Source organism: Microcoleus sp. AR_TQ3_B6 (assembly GCF_036702785.1).
Classification (GTDB): Bacteria; Cyanobacteriota; Cyanobacteriia; order Cyanobacteriales; family Microcoleaceae; genus Microcoleus.
In genome coordinates, this window is sequence record NZ_JAUBVJ010000016.1 from 40,993 (window position 1) to 59,808 (window position 18,816).

Annotated in this window: 15 protein-coding genes; 5 read left to right on the forward strand and 10 right to left on the reverse strand. The window is 43.8% G+C overall.

The window, feature by feature from the left end:
- Positions 1–74: 74 nt before the first annotated feature.
- The 3 genes from QUB56_RS10685 to QUB56_RS10695 form a co-directional block, all read right to left on the reverse strand.
- Positions 75–1,871 (reverse strand): bifunctional 3'-5' exonuclease/DNA polymerase, encoded by a 1,797-nt coding sequence (locus QUB56_RS10685; protein WP_332955122.1) that lies wholly within the window; start codon positions 1,869–1,871, stop codon positions 75–77.
- Positions 1,872–2,066: 195 nt separating this feature from the next.
- Positions 2,067–2,651, reverse strand: coding sequence for a class I SAM-dependent methyltransferase (locus tag QUB56_RS10690; protein ID WP_332955123.1), 585 nt, complete (start codon positions 2,649–2,651; stop codon positions 2,067–2,069).
- Between the two features lie 55 nt (positions 2,652–2,706).
- Positions 2,707–3,387, reverse strand: coding sequence for a hypothetical protein (locus tag QUB56_RS10695; protein WP_332955124.1), 681 nt, complete (start codon positions 3,385–3,387; stop codon positions 2,707–2,709).
- A 368-nt stretch (positions 3,388–3,755) separates the two neighbouring features.
- Here QUB56_RS10695 and QUB56_RS10700 point away from each other — a divergent pair, with 368 nt between their 5' ends.
- The 4 genes from QUB56_RS10700 (at position 3,756) to QUB56_RS10715 (ending at position 8,296) form a co-directional block, all read left to right on the forward strand.
- On the forward strand, positions 3,756–4,094 hold the full coding sequence (locus QUB56_RS10700) for a hypothetical protein (protein WP_332955125.1): 339 nt from the start codon (positions 3,756–3,758) through the stop codon (positions 4,092–4,094).
- Between the two features lie 366 nt (positions 4,095–4,460).
- Positions 4,461–6,740 carry a M23 family metallopeptidase gene (locus tag QUB56_RS10705; protein ID WP_332955126.1) on the forward strand — a complete coding sequence of 760 codons (2,280 nt, stop codon included), beginning with the start codon at positions 4,461–4,463 and terminating at the stop codon, positions 6,738–6,740.
- A 50-nt stretch (positions 6,741–6,790) separates the two neighbouring features.
- Complete coding sequence (locus tag QUB56_RS10710) at positions 6,791–7,309, forward strand: hypothetical protein (protein ID WP_332955127.1); 519 nt, start codon at positions 6,791–6,793, stop codon at positions 7,307–7,309.
- Between the two features lie 279 nt (positions 7,310–7,588).
- Positions 7,589–8,296: a hypothetical protein gene (locus QUB56_RS10715; protein ID WP_332955128.1), complete on the forward strand. Its 708-nt coding sequence runs from the start codon at positions 7,589–7,591 to the stop codon at positions 8,294–8,296.
- 122 nt (positions 8,297–8,418) lie between these two features.
- Here the strand turns inward: QUB56_RS10715 and QUB56_RS10720 are convergent, their stop codons facing one another.
- Complete coding sequence (locus QUB56_RS10720; protein ID WP_332955129.1) at positions 8,419–9,441, reverse strand: DUF5895 domain-containing protein; 1,023 nt, start codon at positions 9,439–9,441, stop codon at positions 8,419–8,421.
- A gap of 158 nt (positions 9,442–9,599) precedes the next feature.
- Between QUB56_RS10720 and QUB56_RS10725 the strand changes: the two genes are divergently transcribed.
- On the forward strand, positions 9,600–9,905 hold the full coding sequence (locus QUB56_RS10725; RefSeq protein ID WP_332955130.1) for a hypothetical protein: 306 nt from the start codon (positions 9,600–9,602) through the stop codon (positions 9,903–9,905).
- Here QUB56_RS10725 and QUB56_RS10730 read toward each other — a convergent pair.
- The 6 genes from QUB56_RS10730 to QUB56_RS10755 all read right to left on the reverse strand — a co-directional run bounded on the left by QUB56_RS10730 (position 9,868) and on the right by QUB56_RS10755 (position 18,652).
- Positions 9,868–12,363, reverse strand: coding sequence for an NACHT C-terminal helical domain 2-containing protein (locus QUB56_RS10730; RefSeq protein WP_332955131.1), 2,496 nt, complete (start codon positions 12,361–12,363; stop codon positions 9,868–9,870). The two genes, QUB56_RS10725 and QUB56_RS10730, sit on opposite strands and share 38 nt — an antisense overlap.
- Before the next feature lie 9 nt (positions 12,364–12,372).
- On the reverse strand, positions 12,373–15,033 hold the full coding sequence (locus tag QUB56_RS10735) for an NACHT domain-containing protein (protein WP_332955132.1): 2,661 nt from the start codon (positions 15,031–15,033) through the stop codon (positions 12,373–12,375).
- A gap of 60 nt (positions 15,034–15,093) precedes the next feature.
- The gene (locus tag QUB56_RS10740) at positions 15,094–15,318 is read right to left on the reverse strand and encodes a hypothetical protein (RefSeq protein WP_332955133.1); all 225 of its coding nucleotides are present in this window, start codon (positions 15,316–15,318) and stop codon (positions 15,094–15,096) included.
- A 120-nt stretch (positions 15,319–15,438) separates the two neighbouring features.
- Entirely contained in the window at positions 15,439–16,836 is a 1,398-nt protein-coding gene (locus QUB56_RS10745; protein ID WP_332955134.1) for a CHAT domain-containing protein, read from the reverse strand.
- Positions 16,837–16,888: 52 nt separating this feature from the next.
- The gene (locus tag QUB56_RS10750) at positions 16,889–17,797 is read right to left on the reverse strand and encodes a hypothetical protein (RefSeq protein WP_332955135.1); all 909 of its coding nucleotides are present in this window, start codon (positions 17,795–17,797) and stop codon (positions 16,889–16,891) included.
- A 105-nt stretch (positions 17,798–17,902) separates the two neighbouring features.
- Complete coding sequence (locus QUB56_RS10755; protein WP_332955136.1) at positions 17,903–18,652, reverse strand: hypothetical protein; 750 nt, start codon at positions 18,650–18,652, stop codon at positions 17,903–17,905.
- Between the last annotated feature and the right edge of the window lie 164 nt (positions 18,653–18,816).

Here is an 18,816-nt window from a genome sequence, read left to right on the forward strand (position 1 = left end):
AGGCTGGTTTTTTAGCAATTATCTATTGCTTAGATTTCCATGCACTTTACCAAACACAGCAGGAACTAATGCGTTTAACTTGCCCATGACGAGGAAATAGTTACTTCCACTTCTACAGGAACTTGCTGCAAATATACCTCTCCAGATTCTACCATCACTTTTTTGAGAATGCGACTGGTTCTTTTTAAAGTAGTCTGCGGACACTCTAACAGAATCTCGTCATGTACCACACCGATTAATTTTGCTCCCGTCTTGGGTAAGAGCTTAAACAGACGAGCGATCGCCACTTTCAACATATCAGCAGAAGTTCCTTGAACAGGGTGATTTAGCAACTCAGAAAGTCGGGGTTTCTTTGCCCACCGTCTTCTGCGTCCGCCAATTGTACGGATTTGCTTGATGTCTTTGACGTACACCGTTTTCCTGATGCTGTCGTGCCATCTTCTGACTCCAGAATAAGCTTGGAAAAATCGTCTTCTGAACTCTTTAGCTTCGTCCAAGGTTAAAAAAACCTCGTACTTTTCCTCAGCATAAGCTTGCAGTTTGGCAGCACCCATCCCATAAATTAATCCGAAATTAACTGATTTAGCTATCCGTCTATCCTCTGCCGTTATCTCCTCTAACGGCTTTCCCGTAATCAAAGAAGCCGTTAAAGTATGCAAATCTTCGCGTTTAGCGTAGGCATTCAGCATTCGGCGATCGCCAGATATTTCAGCGACAATCCTTAGCTCGATTTGGCTGTAATCTGCTTTAATAATTTGATATCCGGGAGCGGCAATGAAGCACGCACGCATCCCATTTGCCGTACAATTCCTGGGAACGTTTTGCAAGTTTGGCTTCTTGCAACTAAAGCGTCCAGAACGAGCGCCGCATTGCCGATAGCTGGGGTGAATTCTCCCCGTTATCGGGTGAATGTGTTTGGGCAATGCCTCAGTAAAATTTGAACACAAAGATGCTAATTTCCGATAATTAAGTAGCAACTGGATAATCGGGTATTGACCAGCTAGAGGAATAAGTTCGCTCTTGGTTGTTGACTTGATTGGAATGTTGAGAGCCTGAAGAGCACTTAAAACTTGTACAGACGAGCGAGGGTTTATGGTTTCCACCATCTCTGGAAATAGCGAAAGTTGTGCGCTAGGGGCTGGTTTGAGACCGGCTTTCACTAATTCAACCAGCGTAGTCTGCTTTTGAGCTTTCAGTTCCTCCCCCACCAAATGCCATTGTTCTGCATCCAGTAACATTCCATTTAGTTCCATTTGGGCTACAGCAGGCATCGCTTCAAATTCAATTTGGGCGGTTTCTAGTAACCCAGCACTCCGAAGTTTTGAGATGAGTCGCGCTCTAAGTTTCAGCAGGACAGCAGCATCTAAAGCGGCGTATTCTAACTGAGAAGCTGATAGCTTACCTCCGAAATTGCTCGACTGTAGGCTCTTGTCAAGTTTGATTCCTAAAAATTCAAGAGCGAGGGATTGTAGATCGTGGTCTTTCTTGAGTCCAGAGCGCAACACCTGGCTCGCTAGCATGACATCAAAAAATGGGCCAGACGGTCTAAGCCCAGCTATTTCTAGTACCTGCCAGTCGAATTTACCATTTTGAAATATTTTGAGCGCACTGCTGTTTAGAAGTGCTTTTAAAGGCGATAATTCGCGATCGGCAAAAGCAGCTAGATCGACAATTATCACTGGGCGGTGGGGGACGGCTATTTGGATAAGTCGGATGCGTTCCGTAAGTGGATCTAGCCCGGTGGTTTCTGTGTCTATGGCTATAACACGAGCTTTTATTAAAGGCGAGAGGACATCGTTTAGTCTGGAAAAGTTTGTAATCAGCTCGTATCCCACAATAGGATTTGGGGCGTAGTGTGGGGAATTATTCATGGGAGTACAGGGGTTTTAAGGTAATATTGTTAGTCGTAAAATTGATAGAACTAGCGGAGATAGTTGGGCAGATATTTGGTATTGAAGTGTAAGTTACATTCTTAATATTTATTTTGAGAATAAGTAATAGTAATGTGTTGAAAGGTAAGTTGTGCTGTCCCCACTAATAAAACGGTATAGTGGGGAAGCAATCGTCTATTTTTTGTCTATTACGACTAGGTAGCTCTCAACAGTAACCGGGCGATCGCTCCCCCAAAATATTTCTAAGGGAAGTTCGATTAACTTGGCAGACGTGCGCTTAAGAAAGGCTCGAAAGGCTTGCGATCGCGGATCGCCTCGGACATTCATGGAATTGCTAACAACACTTACCAGGCGTCCAGAATTGGCTAGAAAAAGGTTATAGGCACGTTGTATAATATCTAAATCAACTCCTTTGATGTGGGGCGTAGAAAATGGGGGATTTGCCAAAATTCTGCTATATCGCCTCTGCGGTTCAGTTGTTAAAAAGTTACTTCCTACTAGATTGAACCCTTTTTGAAACAGAAGTTGTTGTAGCAGCGGGTTTATTTCAATTACATCAACGATCGCACCCGCTCTAACCATAGCCTGCGCCAATAAGCCGTCTCCTGCTGTTGGTTCTAAGGCGTAGATTCCTGAAATAATTTGAGCTTCTTCAATCATAAGCTCAATTAGCTCTGGGGGAGACGGAAACCAGGAATAAGGTGGAGCTTCTCGGATTCGCTCATATAGCATTTCTGCAAGCGATGAAGTATCTTTCATTTTAATTTTGCTGCTATTTGGGCTATAATTGGCGAAGATTGCGTTTTTTTTCTTGTTAAAATAAAGTCAATTGCCCTTCAACTTTTGACTTATCTTTTGGTGACTTAGCTGTTACCATTTCTGTCGGTAAATCTGCATCAGCGCTTTTATCTTGGGACAATTTACGTTTGCCCCAGCCTTGGGACGCTGCATGGCGGACAACGCTTTTCCTAATTGCTCCAGCTAGATGGTGATAATCATTTTTGATGCTGTCAAAGTTCACCGCTGAAAATTCAGATAATTCGGATAAATTGTAACCATTTGGTAGCCGATTGTGTCTCGTCAAGGTGTCTTGTGCTGCCCACATATAGACGTTGTAATAACTGTGCTGCAGAGGAGCTTCAAATGTGGCTCCCATCATATACGCCACGACTTCTGTGGAAGTGCAGTAATTCCCTACAATTCTGTTGCTGTACTCCTCTACAATCAAATCGAGCCTATCGGATAGGCAAGCCGTTTTCAACCAGTCAGGTATGCTTTCTGACCAGGGAGTTTTGTGTAAAACTAATGGGCCTGCATAGTAACGTAAAAGCGGAAGGGGAATTCCGGTCAATTCCAGTAGCACGGCTATTAAGTCGCGGTGCATACCTATCTGGGCTAATAGCTTCAGCTTTTCCAAAATGCCGGACTGAGGTTTTACAGGGTGAGTGGTAATTTCTTCAAGTAATTCGGGCGTTAACAGATTTAGCTGAGTCATATCTTTGTGAAGGATAATTGTGTGACGAATGAAGATCAGAAAAATCGCGTAGCGAATTCAGTTACAGGGATTTGCGCCGTCTGTTGGGCAAACAATTCGGCAGAGATACGCGCCTCTATATTTCTGAGTAATTTTTACCCACCTTGCTGGATGGAAGGCGGGCGAAATTAAGAGCAATGGCAGCACTATATTTTGTTTCGTGCAATAGCAGTAGGTCTTGGTTGTTTGCAGATAGGCTACGTCGATCGCCGCCGTAGCCTATCCGCCGATAGGCGGTAGTTTAATTACGACTATCGGATGAAACCCCTACTCGTTATCCCTAGCTACGCTTAATTGTTGATTCTTACGACTTTGTAGCTACATAATTTATGAACTATCCAAACAATATCTGTGGCAATGAACCAGGTTACAGCGCTGATGGTTATGCTGTTAGTGGCCGTGAAAGTAACCCGTGCGAATCCTCCCTTAACGGATATCGAAGCAACAGTTATAGCAGTCAGCAAACAGAGGGATACGGGGTTCCAGACTACTTTGCTGATGGCTATCGAGAAAACGTTTTTGAAGGCGATTTAAATTTAGCAGATACTCCGTGGACGGAGACGGCTGCTAACCCTAACCCCTATTTTAAGGGAGGCGTAAATGACGCGAATCCCTATCAAAATCAAACAGCTACTTCTCATTTCTACGGCGGTGACTTAGAGCTGTAGTGCTTCAGATGGCAGGCTACAAATCGCCTGTATGAAACTTCTCATTTCGGCGAGGATGACTTAGAGCTGCAGTGCTTTACGCCGAGGCTGCTCCATGTAAAGCCTCGGTTGACTGCTTTATTTATTTTAAGAAGCGCAATTGCAGCCTCATCAAGTTCGGTGGGTTCCTTTCTCCCACTTAATTGCTTAACTTTTGTACAGTATCCTCAACCAATAACCCAAGTTTTTTACACAAACATGAGAAGAATATTATCAACAAGATTCGGGCGATCATCAGTATGGTTATTCTCTCTCGCCTTAATAGTTTCCATTTTGTTTGAGCAACCAATATTTGCTACGGCACGAATTCCTGCTGATACAACTGAAATGCCAACCAAAATTTTAGAAATACCAGGGATGGACAGGCAAGGAAATCCTACTTCAGTTAACGCCCTCTTGCCAGATTGGACACAAATTTCTTTTTCTCAAATGCCACCCATCAGTCAATCGGGAAGCCTTTCAGCGGGAGAGTACAAGCAGGCAGTTGGCTACGATTTGAGCCGAAGTTGGACAGCAGGCCAAACTCCTGACCAGTACATCATGTTGGGCGATATCAGCCAAGCTTTGCAACCAGAATTGCTATCGTTCGGTTTTGTCGCGCAGCAAGCTGGTCTGAATTTAGATAGCGTAGCTTTAAGCGCATTTACTTTAGTTGCCAAGCAGTCCTTAAATCAGTTAGTTCAGGCTATCCCTCTTCTTGGTGAATTTAAAGTCGCAGAGATTGCGCCGGTGGCGGGACTGCTAGCAACAAAAGCTGCTGGCATTGATGTAGCCGATCGCACTCTAGATCGGGTTCTCAGTTCCAATCCACAATTAGGTCAGTTGAAACTGGGAGAAATTGACCTGTCTCAGTATTCAATATCTTCGATTCCGAACTTAAGCAGCGCTCAACTTGGCGCGTTTTCAGATTGGCAAACGACCTTAATTAAAGACGTACCTGGGCTGAATGCTTTACCTCTGTCTAGCTTTCCCAATCCAATAGCAGAATTCGGCAATTTAGTAATGAGAATTGATGCAATTTATGGCCCCGCCGAGCGACGGCGAACTAAGACGATATCAGGCTCCGACGTTCAGGGATTCTCAGTTACCTGCCAAGAAAATGATTGCGCTTACATCGAACTAGACGATCTGGAGAATTCGGGTCGGAACGCTCGCGGTTCGCTCGAAGGCAAGCAATGGATTAGCGGTAAGTACCAGGAAGTCGAGGGCGGATCGGGCTGTCTTAAAGGTGTCAACGGCGGCAAGGAACCGACGGGAAGATTGCCTTTTGGCAGCGCTTTTAAGGTAGTGGTCATGGAACCGGACGAGCAAACCGATACCGTTGATACGGCTCTATTCTTCCGATTTTGTTCGCCTTGCGGCTGCTCTCCTTATTTCATTGGCCCAGTACCTTTCTTCACCTATCGGGTTAATTCTCCCATTTTCGTTGGGGCGCTGGAATCGTCCTCTGGCGGCTCTTCCTCTGTACCAACTGGGGCAGTTCGCGGCGGAGTATCTTCTCCTGTTACAAAAGGCGTAGCTACAGCAGCTAATATTAATGTTCCTTGTCCTCCGGGTAGCACTGCACCAGCGCCAGTGTCAGTTGGCAATGTTCAAGGAGTCAATGTTCCCGCTTTGTCGGAAGCGATCGCCAGTATTGAAAGCAGCGGTTCTTACGAGAAGGCCGGCGTTAATGCTTGCGTTGATGGCGGAAATAATTGCGGGGTTCCGTTGGGCAAGTACCAGTTTATAAACTACGACGAGTACGCTGCTAGTTCAATTTCATCTAAACCAGGGGGTACGCAATTTTTAGCCAAACTGCGAGGCGGTTATCAACCCACTCAAGCAGAACTTTTTCAATTTTTTCCGCCTGCCGACCGAGAAGCTGTTTTTGCTCAAAGTCTCGCTTCTAAGCTGAATGCCACCTCTCAAGAAAAAGACCCTACTACTGGAAGTTTTTTTAGTGGCGATCGCCTAATTGAGCGAGTAGCTCAAAAGCATTTCGGGGGCGACTATTCCAAAGTTGACGGCTCTTCAACCGATACATTCGGTCGTTTAACTCTCTCAAGTTACGGACAGGATGTTTTGAGGCGCTATCGAGAGGGAAGTAGGGCGATCGCGGAGTCAAATGCTGCTGCTTGCGTTCCGACTTCCAGTGCAGTGCAATCCTCTAATTCTGCGAGTGCTGCCCCCGGCGGCGGTCAATCCACGAGTCAGTATATCAAGCCTGCGAATGGGCCAGTAACCAGCCGCTTTGGGATGCGGACTCGTCCGGTTTCCGGGGTGCGGAAAATCTATAACGGCATTGGAATTGCCGGTTCAATGGGAAGTCCGGTAAAAGCTGTTGGCGACGGCGTTGTCAAGACAGCGGTGTCTAACTGCCAGGAAGGGTTAAAGAACTGCGGCGGTGGCTACGGCAACTGGATCGAAATCGAGCACGGCAACGGTCGCACAACTCGCTATGCTCACCTGCGCGAGGGTTCAGTGAAACTCAAAGTTGGCGATCGTGTTTCTCAAGGTCAGGTCATAGGCGGACTAGGCAGCACTGGGACAACGGCAGACCCTCGCTTGCACTTTGAAACCCGCATTAATGGAACGGCTGTTAACCCATCTCAAGAAGGAATTTGAATTAAACGGAGATGTTCTGCACCATGATTTCCTTGAAAAAACGGACAATTATGTTGAAATTTACCTGGGGCTTGCTAACAGCTTTTTTGGTTTATTTGTTGAGCAGTTTATTCACCCATCCCCCAGCTTTTAGCCAACCGACTCGGAACGCTGATTTCCCTTCAGCTTGCCTTCCAGTTGGTCTAGGGACTCTCAGGACAGAGTTTGTAACTGAAGTAACAGATGGCAGCACTCAATATCGCTTGTTCGATGCCTATTTGCAGGGAGATGCCGTGCCTTTTTCTGTATTGGTTTCTCTCCAAGAGAAGCAGTGTAGCTTGCTTTATTCCAACCCGACAAACGATTTTTATCCTTACAGCCACACTGTCAAGCTGCCGATAGCAAGGCAAATCGCTCTGGGAGAATTGCGTTACTCCATCAACAAGGCAGGGAGTATTGATAAGTTCCGTTCTACCTTGCAGCCGAATTTGGGAGAACCCACTTGGCAATTTTCGGAAGAAGAGCTTTGGGCATTTAAGCAGGTTGGGATTACTGTTCCTTCACTTAGTAAAAGCAGCAAAGATAAGTGAGATATGTTCGCTTTAATAAGACTCCTACAAGGGAAAACCAAACTTTTGCTTAAAGCGGATTTAGTAAATCTGCCGGGTGTCTTTCCTAACCGGATTTAGTAAATCTGCCGGGTGTCTTCCATAACCGGATTTGGTAAATCTGCCGGGTGTCTTCCATAACCGGATTTGGTAAATCTGCCGGGTGTCTTTCCTAACCAGATTTAGTAAATCTACCGGGTGTCTTTCCTAACCGGATTTGGTATGACATCTACATAGAAATAATTTACGGAGGTTAAAGCAATGTTTAGCAAAAATCAACAACTAACTTCAGGTTCAGAACACATAGGGGAGCCACCAATCATAGCTGCAAATAAAAAATTATTACTGTTTTCTCAACCTTCTCATAAGGAACTCCCAAACCCCGCTTCTAATTCCCTAAATAATTCTCGGTCCAGAGTATCATCGTTTTTATTTATTGGGCGGTGGTTCCGCTTTGGAGTGGTCTTGTTCTTGCTGTTATCGGTGTTGTTAGGAACTGCTGGTTGCACCCCGAGTGCTACAACGATTTCTTGGACACCTGCTACTAGACTCATCCCTGTTGAAACTGTTCAAGGCATAGTTGCCGAAAATTCTGACCTGAACCCCCAGAATTCAGCATCAAATGTGTTGGCTTGGGCTGTAAACGGACAAGCAGGCCGGTTAGTTATTTTTAATTTTAACAGCCCTGGAGTTTGTGGGGCGGGAGGTTGCTTATATGCTGGGTATTTATTCAGAAAGAATGTTCCTCCTCATCGTCGTGTATTTGCTACTTATTTAAACGAAAACTTGCCACCTAATAAACCGCTACTTCAAGTAGTAAGTGACCTCTCAGAAACCTCTGATTTGCCTTGCTTGCAAGTACAGCAACCGTCACAAAATGGTATTCGGCAGTTGTTTCTTTGCTTCAACGGCAGCCAGTACCAGTTAGCTAACAGTTCCTTGATTAATCTTCCCAATAAAATGGAATAGGCGATTTTAAAGTATTTGAGCTTGGCTCTTCGTTAGCGATCGCCTGTTCCGCACCAATAAAAAAATGCCTCGCTCCCTAACTGGATATGAGGCACTTCTTCAAAAGTAACTAACCGAGGCTGTTAGTCATCTGCTTCCGCATCAAAATCATCGTCGAACTCCTCTTCTTCATCAAAATCGTCAAAATCATCCTCTTCTTCTATTACTTCAGCGGCAATTTTACGAGGGGATTTATGATTGGCGGTCTGCTTTTTTCCATTTTCTATTTTACGAGCAGCGGGTGGCAGCACTTGAATTTGCGGTTCGGCTGTACCTGGTAATGCAGGAGTTTCAGTGAATCCGGCAATGATATCGTGCAGCCCCCAAATCGCATTTTTATGCTGCGGGCGTCCCAGATATAGAAAGGGGAAATTATCAGCAGTTGGCTTAGTATAGCTCACAGTTTTGCAACAGTAGCTCTTATTAGAGCCTTCACCTTCTTTAACTCCTTTGAATTCCACCTCTAGGATACCGAGGCTTCGCCATTTATCGGTTTTCCCGCTGAAAGGAATTTGGAAATAATCGGCGAATGCTTTTTCCAACAGACGGTAAAATTCGTCTCTGGCTGCTTTAAAGCTCCAAAGCGCAACATTTTTAAATCTGACGACAATAGGCGTGCTGTGTCTGGGACGATTGTTTTCATCCAAGAAGACAATGGCGTGTTCGCTAACAACATCCATTATCTTTTTATCGAGTTGAGCTTTATACTCTTCGTACAGCCCGACAACAGTACCGCCTAGATCGGGAACGTCATTCTTGTAACGAATGTATTCAGGGACGAATCCCAGCACGCATAAGTGGCATTTAGAGAACAGCAGGCCTGTAACATCTTCTGTTAGTCCAATTGTAGTCATTTCCTCTTCTGTTGGCATGACAAACCAATTGGCTTTTTCTAGCTGATCCTCTGGAATTAATATTCCTGCCACTTGTTCGTTGATGACGATGCCATAGGGCAGAATTGGCCGCCTTACTTGATTGTGACCGGGTTCTAGGAGTTCGGGGTCAATTTCAAAATCAAGGTCTTCTGAGTCAAATTGAGTTGTATCTTCTGTGATTTCTCGTTTGACAGGGGTTTTAGTTTTAGCTTTGCTATTGGTTTTAACCATTATAAAAGTTTGGTGAAAAGAGCGGTTCACCAAGGCGGTAGCCTTTAACCCAGAATGGAAATCTGGCAATATTTTTGTTTTTGATGTAGAAAAGAACAAGATAAAGGGTATTGTTTAAGTTTAAGCCAGTGCTATTCCTCTAAGTTAACCTTCAGTAGATGCCTAACCCTGATCAGTTGATAGCGATTCTCGATCGCATTCTCAATGGCAGCCGAGATGAGTCAGAAGTTGCCCAACTGCGGCAGTGGCTCAAACTCAGTGGCAGTACGCTGCAATTCGTCTCTCAGGATGGCAAGTTCAATACCAATATTGGGCAGGTGCAGGGGGGCGAAATTCACATTGGCGATCGCCATTACCAATTTGACGTTGAAGCACTCCGGGAACTCCTCCAACCGACGACTCCTTTAAGCATAATTGATGGTGGCTCTATTCTGCTTTTTCACGTTCGCGTTTTTCGAGTTTAACAATTGGTAAAAATAATGATTCTTCAATTATATTTTTAACTTGCTTACTTATTGAAGATAAACTTATGCAATCTACTAACAATTCATTTGCATGGTAATACTGTCTTAGTTGATGTTCCTCATCTTTACTAAACTGCCAATCATAACCAATATTACGAAACTCTATTAAAGCTTGACGAAATTCATTGATCCATTCTAGAGCATTTTCATCCCAGATTTTCTGATGTGTTTCAGACCAGTATGAATTACACTCATCCCAATCCCATATAAACATCACAAGATTTCTGATTTCAAATTTAAATAACGAGAAAAACTTTTGTATTTTGCTATTTAATTCATTGGATATAACTATGTCATCAACTTGCTCAAGAAGGTTTTGACTACAACTTATAGCTATAACTAAGTCATGCAAAGATGATTTCTTAAAAAAAAGTTGACTAGAACGATTTAGAGTTAAAATTAAGGCTAGATCTAGAGCAAGGTCAAAATTAAAATCTTTAATCATATCGATCATTATACATTCAGTAAATATGCCTATAGCATTATCAGCATCCATGTAATCACAGCGTTGACGCGCTCTTTCATAAGCGAAGGCAATATTTTTTCCTAGTTTAATAGATATATTAATAACGCCCGGGAAATTTCCTATTCTCCTTGGCGAACTAATCAAATCTTCTACATCAAGAACGAGATAGAAATAAAAATTTTTTATTTCTATAGAAGTAGAAGAAAATTTTTCTGATTGCATTTTTATCCAATCTAAAAATGTTTGAATTTTTAGATGATTGGCAATAAGATTATCAATTTCTTGCTTTATTAAGCTCACTAAAGTATCGGCATTTTTTGTTATGTCTATTGCCATTAAAAAAATTTGTTTCCAATGAGTATGTATTATATGGGCAATTAAGCGCTTGTTTATTGTTGAATGATTAAACTGATTAACAATATAGTGAGCTGCTAAATATTCCTGAAACGTTAGATGTGAAAAAGACCAAACTTTTTGTGCACGCTCAATCAACAATCCATGCTGTGTCTCAATTGCATTCAACACCACCCGACTATCCCGGTGTCCAATCCCCAAAAACTCCGCAATATAGCCCTCAATCTCCGCCTGCTCAAACAATACATACTGCGGCTGCTCAAACTTCTTCACCGCCAGATAGCTTAATAGCTCTAGCTTTCGCTCCACCGATAAATCCCTATAAATCTCATCCCGCTCAATCTCCCGCGACTTGTCCCACTGCTCCAGCAGCAACTCCAAGCCTTCTTCATAGAGCTTGGAACACTTTGAGTAAAACTTCCCCGTCTGGTAAAACACTGCACAAGTCAAACTCAGCAAGATCGGCGTAATCGCCAACTCTCGAATCGGCTTATACTCCTCTAAAAAGAGCAGCCCCAGAAACTCCTGCGCTTTCGCCAGTCCTGCCGACTCATCCCCCATCACCGTCTTAAACCAATGCTCGGCAAATGCCCACACCTGAGGCTCATTAAAATCCGCCACCTCCACATAATCAAACCGCTCAAACCGCGATTCTTGGCTCTGTGTCCGACAGCTTACAATCACCTGCACCTGCGGATAGGCACGAGCAAACTTCTTGATTTCCTTCGTGATGTTCTTCCCATCCTCCCCCGTCACCTCATCCAACCCATCGAGCAGAACCAGCGCCCGACCTCGATCAAACACCAACTGAGTTTCTGCATCCGATAACCGCCAGCACTGCTCTAGATGACGCTCCAGCGAATAGGCAACCTCACGCCCATCCTCCACAAACTCTCGCAGTTTAATCAACACCGGAATCCGGTGAGCTTGTAAGTTTCCTGCATTGCACTCGGTCACCACTCGCTGCAAATACGTCGTCTTCCCCGAACCCGGTTTACCCACTACCATCAGGTTCGTATTCTTCGCCAGCACTTCCAACCCTGAAACTCTTTGCCGTTCTTTGCCCAAGCCAATGCGATCCAAACTGCGATAGCTGGGATTCTTACTGAAGTCCTGCCACAGGTCATCCAGTTCCGACTTCCGACTACTGCTCAGTTGCTCCAGAATATTAACATCCACAAACAACTCACCCAACGGCACCCAACGATCCACGCCCCAAAGCGGCATCGTGCCGTGCAAGCGTTGGATGTCATCGTGGAGGCGCGATCGCACCTGTTGCACTAACTCATCAACTGAAGCCCGTTGAGGTTCAGCTGATGAGTTAGCAGATTGAAGCTTTTGGAAAATATGATGAGCGATCGCCCCAATTGCTTCATCATTTAATTCGGGGTAATAGATGTTATCGCCAATTCGTACATCTTGCCCTTGACCAATATTGACGTTGTACTTACCGAATTGCAGAGTAGTTTGTTCGCTGTGAGTGAGGAGAACGAGTCGCAGAGTTTCAATATCTGCTTGGGTTGCACTTCCCTCTGCAATCTTCCCAATAATGGTATTTAAAGCGTTGAGGTTAGACATCCAATTCTTCTATCCAAAATAAGTCTGACGAGGAAAGTTGCCAAAACCAAAAATCTTAGTGAGATCTTCCCGCAACCAAGAGTAGGCTAAAGCTGTAGCAGGACTGTGGTGAAAAAGCTCTTTAGAGCAGCCCCATCGTTCAGGAATAGATTTAATCCAAACTGCTGACTTTGGACGTAACAGGCTAAGTTGCTGATTGGCTAAATTTATACGGTGGTTGTTAGCTTTAATTAAAGGATGATCTTCAGTAATAACAACATCAATATTACCAATAGTAATCTCAGCTTCATTTTGGGCATTTTCCGGTAGTGCTTCTATAAACAAATCAAAGTCTATAGAATTGCCAAAATTTTCAGGCTCTTCAGGAGATGTGTGTGGTGCGATTACACCCACAAGACGTGCTGGTAGCATGGCTGCTATATACATTCCAGGGATTAATTGCTTGAACCAGGTGTTGGTAATTTGTTGATAAGCATCCAGTGCTGCTTTGTATATCTGTTCGGCTGTGATACGCAATTGCTCAAGGTTGTATTCCTTACAATGCCGTTTATCAAAAGTACGGTTAAGATTTTGCCAGGGATTTTGCAATACTAACTCGCCTAAACCCTGAATACGATCCACCTGTTTCCTAAGTTGCTTTAGATAGTAATCCTGCACTTTTGCTTGACTACCTATACCAGGTAAAGTAATGAAACAATTCAATTTACTTTGAGCTTCAATTTCACAGAGGGTTTCTTCAATTTCACCCAGAGTAACTTCATCAATTCCCGAATGATTAAGTTTAGTTAGTCTAAGATTTTGTCGATATCTAATAATCGAAATTGCTGCTCGCCATGCTGCTTCGCAAATTATTGGTTCACTATCAACTGGCAGTATTGGATATTGAAGTTGTCGCGAAAGGTTATGGATAAGTTCATCTAGCGTCCAACGCCAAGCCCAAGCTGATTCATGTCCAGGTCTAGAACCTTTACCACTAATCCAATTGTTCCGCTCTTGGGAGTTAGGACTCATCCAATCTAAAGGTAAATCAACTATATTTCGTTCTTCGCTTCCACTATGCCAAGCTGCTTCCAGTCTTGCGCCATCAGTCCGCACACCGATAGCTCGAAGTGTTCCATCTTGCTGAATTGGAGCGATTAGTTTAGCTAGCGTACCAATTCCCTTAACCCAAGCTTGCATAGCTGTTTGGATTTGTTTTCCACACTGGTAAGGTGTCGGCAGTGATATTTCGTTACTTCCCCAGCGTGTAGAACTATCCATAACAATTTCAGCAGCAAATGCTGGGTATTTTTCAGCAATTGGTATTAATAGTTGTGATACTACTTCATTATTGAAATTTGCAGTAGCGATGGTTAGAGGATACCGCCAATTCTCCAATTGTCGAGGGTCATCGACAAAATCTTTCACTCTTGATGGGTTATCTGCTAAACTCTGGGCTGCAAACCACTCAGTTAGGATTCGCAAAGGGAAGGAAAGAGTTCCTCTGGAAGGTTCGATAACTAATCTCGAATTTAGAAGCGGTCGGAGAGCATCTGGTGTGATTGCAACATCAGCAGAGCGAACTACACTACCTCCGCATTCAATTAATAGCGTTGCTAGCTGTTTCAGTAGTTGGTCACAATTACTGTATTCTGCTTTAGCCTTCTCCAGTGCATCGTGAACCATCCATGATAATAGTTCTCCAGTTGAACGCGGAGCTTTGACCGAATCTGACTGCAAGTATCCTGCTAAAATCAAAGCAAACAATGGACGATGAATAGCATCTCTAATCCCCTCTGTCCAATCCGAACAAATCATCGCATTAATTTGCCGCTTTGTTAGTCTTTCTATAAGAGCATAGGCTTGGTCTTCAGATAGAGGAAGAAGTTCAATTTTTCCTTGAATTTCATCAGTGTGTCTGCTGGGTCTGCTGGTGATAATTACCGTAGTTTTCTCCCATTCGTCAATAATATCTTCAGCTTCAATCAAAATTTCACTAGCAAGTATACTCTTTACCTCATCAAGTCCATCGAGAATTACTACAGCACCTTGAGTTTTAGGATTGCCTAAACCATTAGCCGTATTTTCTAGAGCTTTTTGCAGGGGTATTACTTGCTCCAATTTGCCTAATTCCAAATAGATAGGTATAGGTGCATCTAAATCTTCTATTGCTCTTTGAATTGCCTGTTGAAAAAGACGTTGAGCAATCAATGTCTTGCCTATACCTAGTTGTCCGACTAGCAGAATTACTTTACCTGGAAACAGTTTTAGGTTGGAGGGAGGTATACCAATTGATAGGTCGTCAGCTAGACTTACAGCCTCTTCCTTGTTGGAGACAGTAATCCGAAAGTGCTTTATGCACTGTTTTCTAGATTCTTGCTGCAATTCTTCTAAACGCTTTAGGCGATCACATGGAGAATTTTCTCTATCTTTATGGGTTTCAGAAATAACCTCTCGAAGAATTGTGCGGATAGCTTCAGCATCAGCACCTTGATAGATGCGATCGCCAAGCTGAACCTCTCCCCCAGTGATTTGCCCAATATTGGTGTTAAACTTGCCATCTTGTGATACAAATTGCAGCACGCTGCCAGCCATGCTAAGGGATTGGCGCAGCTTGGCAATATCCTCCTCATCCCGCCTGCCACTGAGAATACTGTCAAGAATTGCAATGAGTTCATCCTGCTTGGTCACGCCACTCTTGCCTAAATATAGGGTGCATCATCTTTACTTCTTCTAGGACTATAGCAACTGCTAATAATCATCTCCAATCCTGACGTTACTGGCTCGCTCGAAGTTTAAGTTCACTTCTCCATGCTGCTGCACGTTCTGGATAATTTGAATACTATCTTTAGCGGTAGGCTCTTGGCTGGACTCGTTGGGTGCAGTTCCGACTTTCGACTTAACTTCAGCACCGTGAGGCTGATGCACGTTGTGAGCAGAATCAACATAGGTGTTGTATTTGCCTTGCTGGTTCATATTCTGATGCTGCCAAATTCTGAATATTCTGAGCATTTGTTAACGATCAGCAGCTAAACATCTATATTTCATCATATTTAATGTATTTTCCTAACTGGCAGAGATTGGCTCTGAAAAATTTCAAAGGCGCTCATCTTCTCCAATACTGAGGTTATTGGCTTGCCCAAAGTTTAAGTTCTTCTCTCCAGACTGGTGCACGTTCTGGATAATCCGACTACTATCTTTAGCGGTAGGCTGTTGGGGCTTGCTAGGTAAAGCATCGGCTTTCCGCTCAATTTCAACACCATAGTAATTGCGATCACCAAGCTGAATCTCTGAGCCAGTTATTTGCCCAAAGTTGGTGTTAAACAACTTATCAACAGGTTGGCCATTAAGCTGTCTGGACTCAGCTTCTGCCTCTTGACGTTTGAATAGATGTCCATCCTGCACGCGCATGAAGATGACAGGGGTGGCAAAGTCTCGTTTGCGATATTGAGTTGGACTAAGTGCGATCGCACGTCTTGCATATTGAACCGCAATATCAACCGGATCTTCTGCTGCCAACTGTTGATAGAAGCGCAGTGCAAAGCGACTAGCAGTGCTGTTCGTCACTTCATATTGCATCGCCACAACCACAGGCACATTTTGTTGGACAACCTTAGATGCAACTCCCACAAATGCTTGTGATGAAGACAGCATTCCGCCTTCACAAGCTTGTAACATGACTATGCCTGGGCGGTGTTGATTAAACAATTCGCTGAAGTAATCTGCATCCACCCACATTGCCTCATTAAAGTCAGGATCGACTAAAGCTATCTCACCGACTTCTTGTTTACCCTCATTTTGCATCCGTCCATGACCAATGAAGTGAAAAATATGAGGGTCTTTTGACAGAATAGTATCAATAGTTTCAGGGTTAGCAGAACTGACAATTGGCAATAATTCTACTCGCTTTGCTTGTTCAACTGCTAGTTTTTCTAATGTTGCTTGGACTGGTTCGTAGGCAACGGGCGGTAAATTAGGAGGAGCAGAGATAATTAAAGCAATTCTCAGCTTTTCATCAGATTCTAGTTGAATTGGTTGTGCGGCAATCCACTGCGATCGCCTGCGAGAGAAAACCAGATCCGGTACTGTTCCCATCCAAATTGTACCTAGATTAGCTCTTGCAGGCACGCACATAAATTCCCAAGGCAGGGCAGCTATTTCAGGCATTCCCTGTTCGTCGATATCCAGTTCAACTCGTAGTAGTTGTTTTTCCTGTTGCACTACCTGATAGTAAAAGTTGACGAAATCTTGGCGCAGCACGTCATCAAACAAGACATCAAATAAGGCTTCTCCGAGCGATCGCACTAAATTAGAATCGTTCAACTCGTTATTCTTGGCAGCTTCTAGCAGTGGTGCAATCTCTGAGCGCTTCTCCTGATATCGAAACGCGCCGCTAGGTTGTCCCTTGTCTTGATGTTGAGCATCCCACTTTTCTATCTGGATGCGATCGCGGTTGGCAACGCGAATGCGATAGGTGTAGTATGTTTTCGCCATAAGTTTCCGTCTTTGCCTTTGAGCCTACTTTAACACTAAAATTTCTTAGTCATCACCCTTTCGGCAGATTTAGCTCCCATTTTTCAGCATCGCCACGAGAAAAATGGCTAGCTGCGTCATTTTTCTGCTTCAGTAGTTGTTTCAAATTTTCGGACAAATTGGCAAAAACATCTCGAATATCAGCCGTCAGCCAATTAAGATCGGGTTCAGCCCATACTGTGCCCTGCAAAGTAATTGATTCAGTACCTTTGGGAACTTTAAAAACAATTCCGAATTTCACTGTGCCAATTTTCTGTAGTTCTTGATCCTGAATTCGCCAGTAGCAAGTAGAATTTCCTTCACCGTTTGTCAGAATTTCGGAATGACCGAGATTATATTGATAGGCAGGCATGGCTGAAAATGCCTTAAAGTTATTCTTGCTGGTGACATTGGCTTTGATATCTTCTGGTATCAAGTCCAATAGTTCTGCTAACTTGGAGGAATCCACGCCTACATCCCAGTTTAAGTTACCATTTAATCCCACATCCATGCCCAGTCCAAAGTTCATTACTGAGCGCCACTTTTGAGCAGGAAACAAGCTGGTAATAATTGACTCGCTGCTACCTTTGGGACTAAAATCTAATTCACAGGTTAACCGCCAGAATCGAGCGCCACGTTCAGGACTTAGAGCGACTGTCAGGGTCATATAATAGAAGTCAAACTGTTGTTGCATCTGTTGTTTATAGATGCTATCTAGTTCAGTACCGCTATCTGTAAAGATATTCTCGGTCAGCCGGATTAGTCGATCTCTAGGATTGCCAAAGTTGACTTTAGTTTGAAATAAGCTATCAACTTTGTCTGCATTTATCCCTAGTTTTGTCCCGCCAGCTAAAGGTCCCTCCCATTTCTGAACTTCTTTGAGCAAGTCAGATAACAGGGCATCGTTTTCATCGAAGTTTGGTTTGGACATTTCATCAGTCATACATATATCGCTTTTATAACACCAAATTTTATTGTATTCCATTAGATAGAGGATCGCAGATCAGGTTGAGAAGGAGTTCAAAGTGAGATCGCATCCGCGATCTCACTAAAGTGGGGTGTGGCTTTTGGGGTTTACCGCTCTCGCTCGCAATAATGGTAGTCCTTCTACAAAGTTGATAGCTGCTTTCAAACCCGCGATCGCGTACAAAGAAGCTGCATCCGCTCGTTCGGATGGGCTAGCATTAGCTTCTTCTAACAACTTTATTAGATATTCAGGAACCTGTATAAGAGCGCCATCAATACAAGCAAGGGGGACAAATTTAGTATCGGGAGCTAGGATTTTTGGCTTCAAAAATGGCAGTTCGCGTTGGAAAGGTTTTGGAGTACGACGACAGTTTGTTACAGGCGATCGTTTTGGTTTGCGCCTACGCCACCGCTTGGCTCGGTAAAAACTCCCTTTCAATAATGGGGGCTGGCTTACCATCAGTACAGCTTCGTGAAAGGGGAGATTCATCTGTTCTCCTTCCTGAATTTTCACCTCTTCTAAGTTAGATTTTGTCAACCAGTCAGGCGCCAGCGGACAGTGAGGGTAAGACACGACTTTAGAGTGGTAGGTTAAGTCGGAAAGCAATTTGCCCGTTCTGGATAGTCTGGCGTTAAGATAATGCCACTTTAATCCAGGTAGATAGGCTCCTGAATATTTTACTTCAACGGCTCCCATGTAGATCCATTCTGTACGTTCTAAAGTTAGCGAAATGTCCCCTCTTCCTAATTTGATGGTGCTGCGTTTTAAAATTTTATAGTCCGGGTGTCTCTTCAAAAGCTCTGACAGCCACTCTTTTTGTTTCTTGTTCACGGTAAAAAAATCTTTCAATAATTTTGCTTCCTATCCTGTTGACTGCGTTAGCAGGGATAATATCAAGTGCTGGTTGTTTTCTACCGAAAGTTAGAACTGTTGGCTGTAATTGCTCGTTCCCAAGACTGAACTAACACTGAGTAATTTTGATTTAAGCTTACTTG

What these genes read in the sequence shown, in the direction of transcription:
- QUB56_RS10720 (WP_332955129.1), bottom strand. Translation starts at nt 9,441, where the DNA reads ATGGTTAAAACCAATAGCAAAGCTAAAACTAAAACCCCTGTCAAACGA.
- QUB56_RS10705 (WP_332955126.1), top strand. Translation starts at nt 4,461, where the DNA reads ATGCCAACCAAAATTTTAGAAATACCAGGGATGGACAGGCAAGGAAAT.
- QUB56_RS10745 (WP_332955134.1), bottom strand. Translation starts at nt 16,836, where the DNA reads ATGGCGAAAACATACTACACCTATCGCATTCGCGTTGCCAACCGCGAT.
- QUB56_RS10730 (WP_332955131.1), bottom strand. Translation starts at nt 12,363, where the DNA reads ATGTCTAACCTCAACGCTTTAAATACCATTATTGGGAAGATTGCAGAG.
- QUB56_RS10710 (WP_332955127.1), top strand. Translation starts at nt 6,791, where the DNA reads ATGTTGAAATTTACCTGGGGCTTGCTAACAGCTTTTTTGGTTTATTTG.
- QUB56_RS10750 (WP_332955135.1), bottom strand. Translation starts at nt 17,797, where the DNA reads ATGACTGATGAAATGTCCAAACCAAACTTCGATGAAAACGATGCCCTG.
- QUB56_RS10740 (WP_332955133.1), bottom strand. Translation starts at nt 15,318, where the DNA reads ATGAACCAGCAAGGCAAATACAACACCTATGTTGATTCTGCTCACAAC.
- QUB56_RS10695 (WP_332955124.1), bottom strand. Translation starts at nt 3,387, where the DNA reads ATGACTCAGCTAAATCTGTTAACGCCCGAATTACTTGAAGAAATTACC.
- QUB56_RS10715 (WP_332955128.1), top strand. Translation starts at nt 7,589, where the DNA reads ATGTTTAGCAAAAATCAACAACTAACTTCAGGTTCAGAACACATAGGG.
- QUB56_RS10725 (WP_332955130.1), top strand. Translation starts at nt 9,600, where the DNA reads ATGCCTAACCCTGATCAGTTGATAGCGATTCTCGATCGCATTCTCAAT.
- QUB56_RS10700 (WP_332955125.1), top strand. Translation starts at nt 3,756, where the DNA reads ATGAACTATCCAAACAATATCTGTGGCAATGAACCAGGTTACAGCGCT.
- QUB56_RS10685 (WP_332955122.1), bottom strand. Translation starts at nt 1,871, where the DNA reads ATGAATAATTCCCCACACTACGCCCCAAATCCTATTGTGGGATACGAG.
- QUB56_RS10690 (WP_332955123.1), bottom strand. Translation starts at nt 2,651, where the DNA reads ATGAAAGATACTTCATCGCTTGCAGAAATGCTATATGAGCGAATCCGA.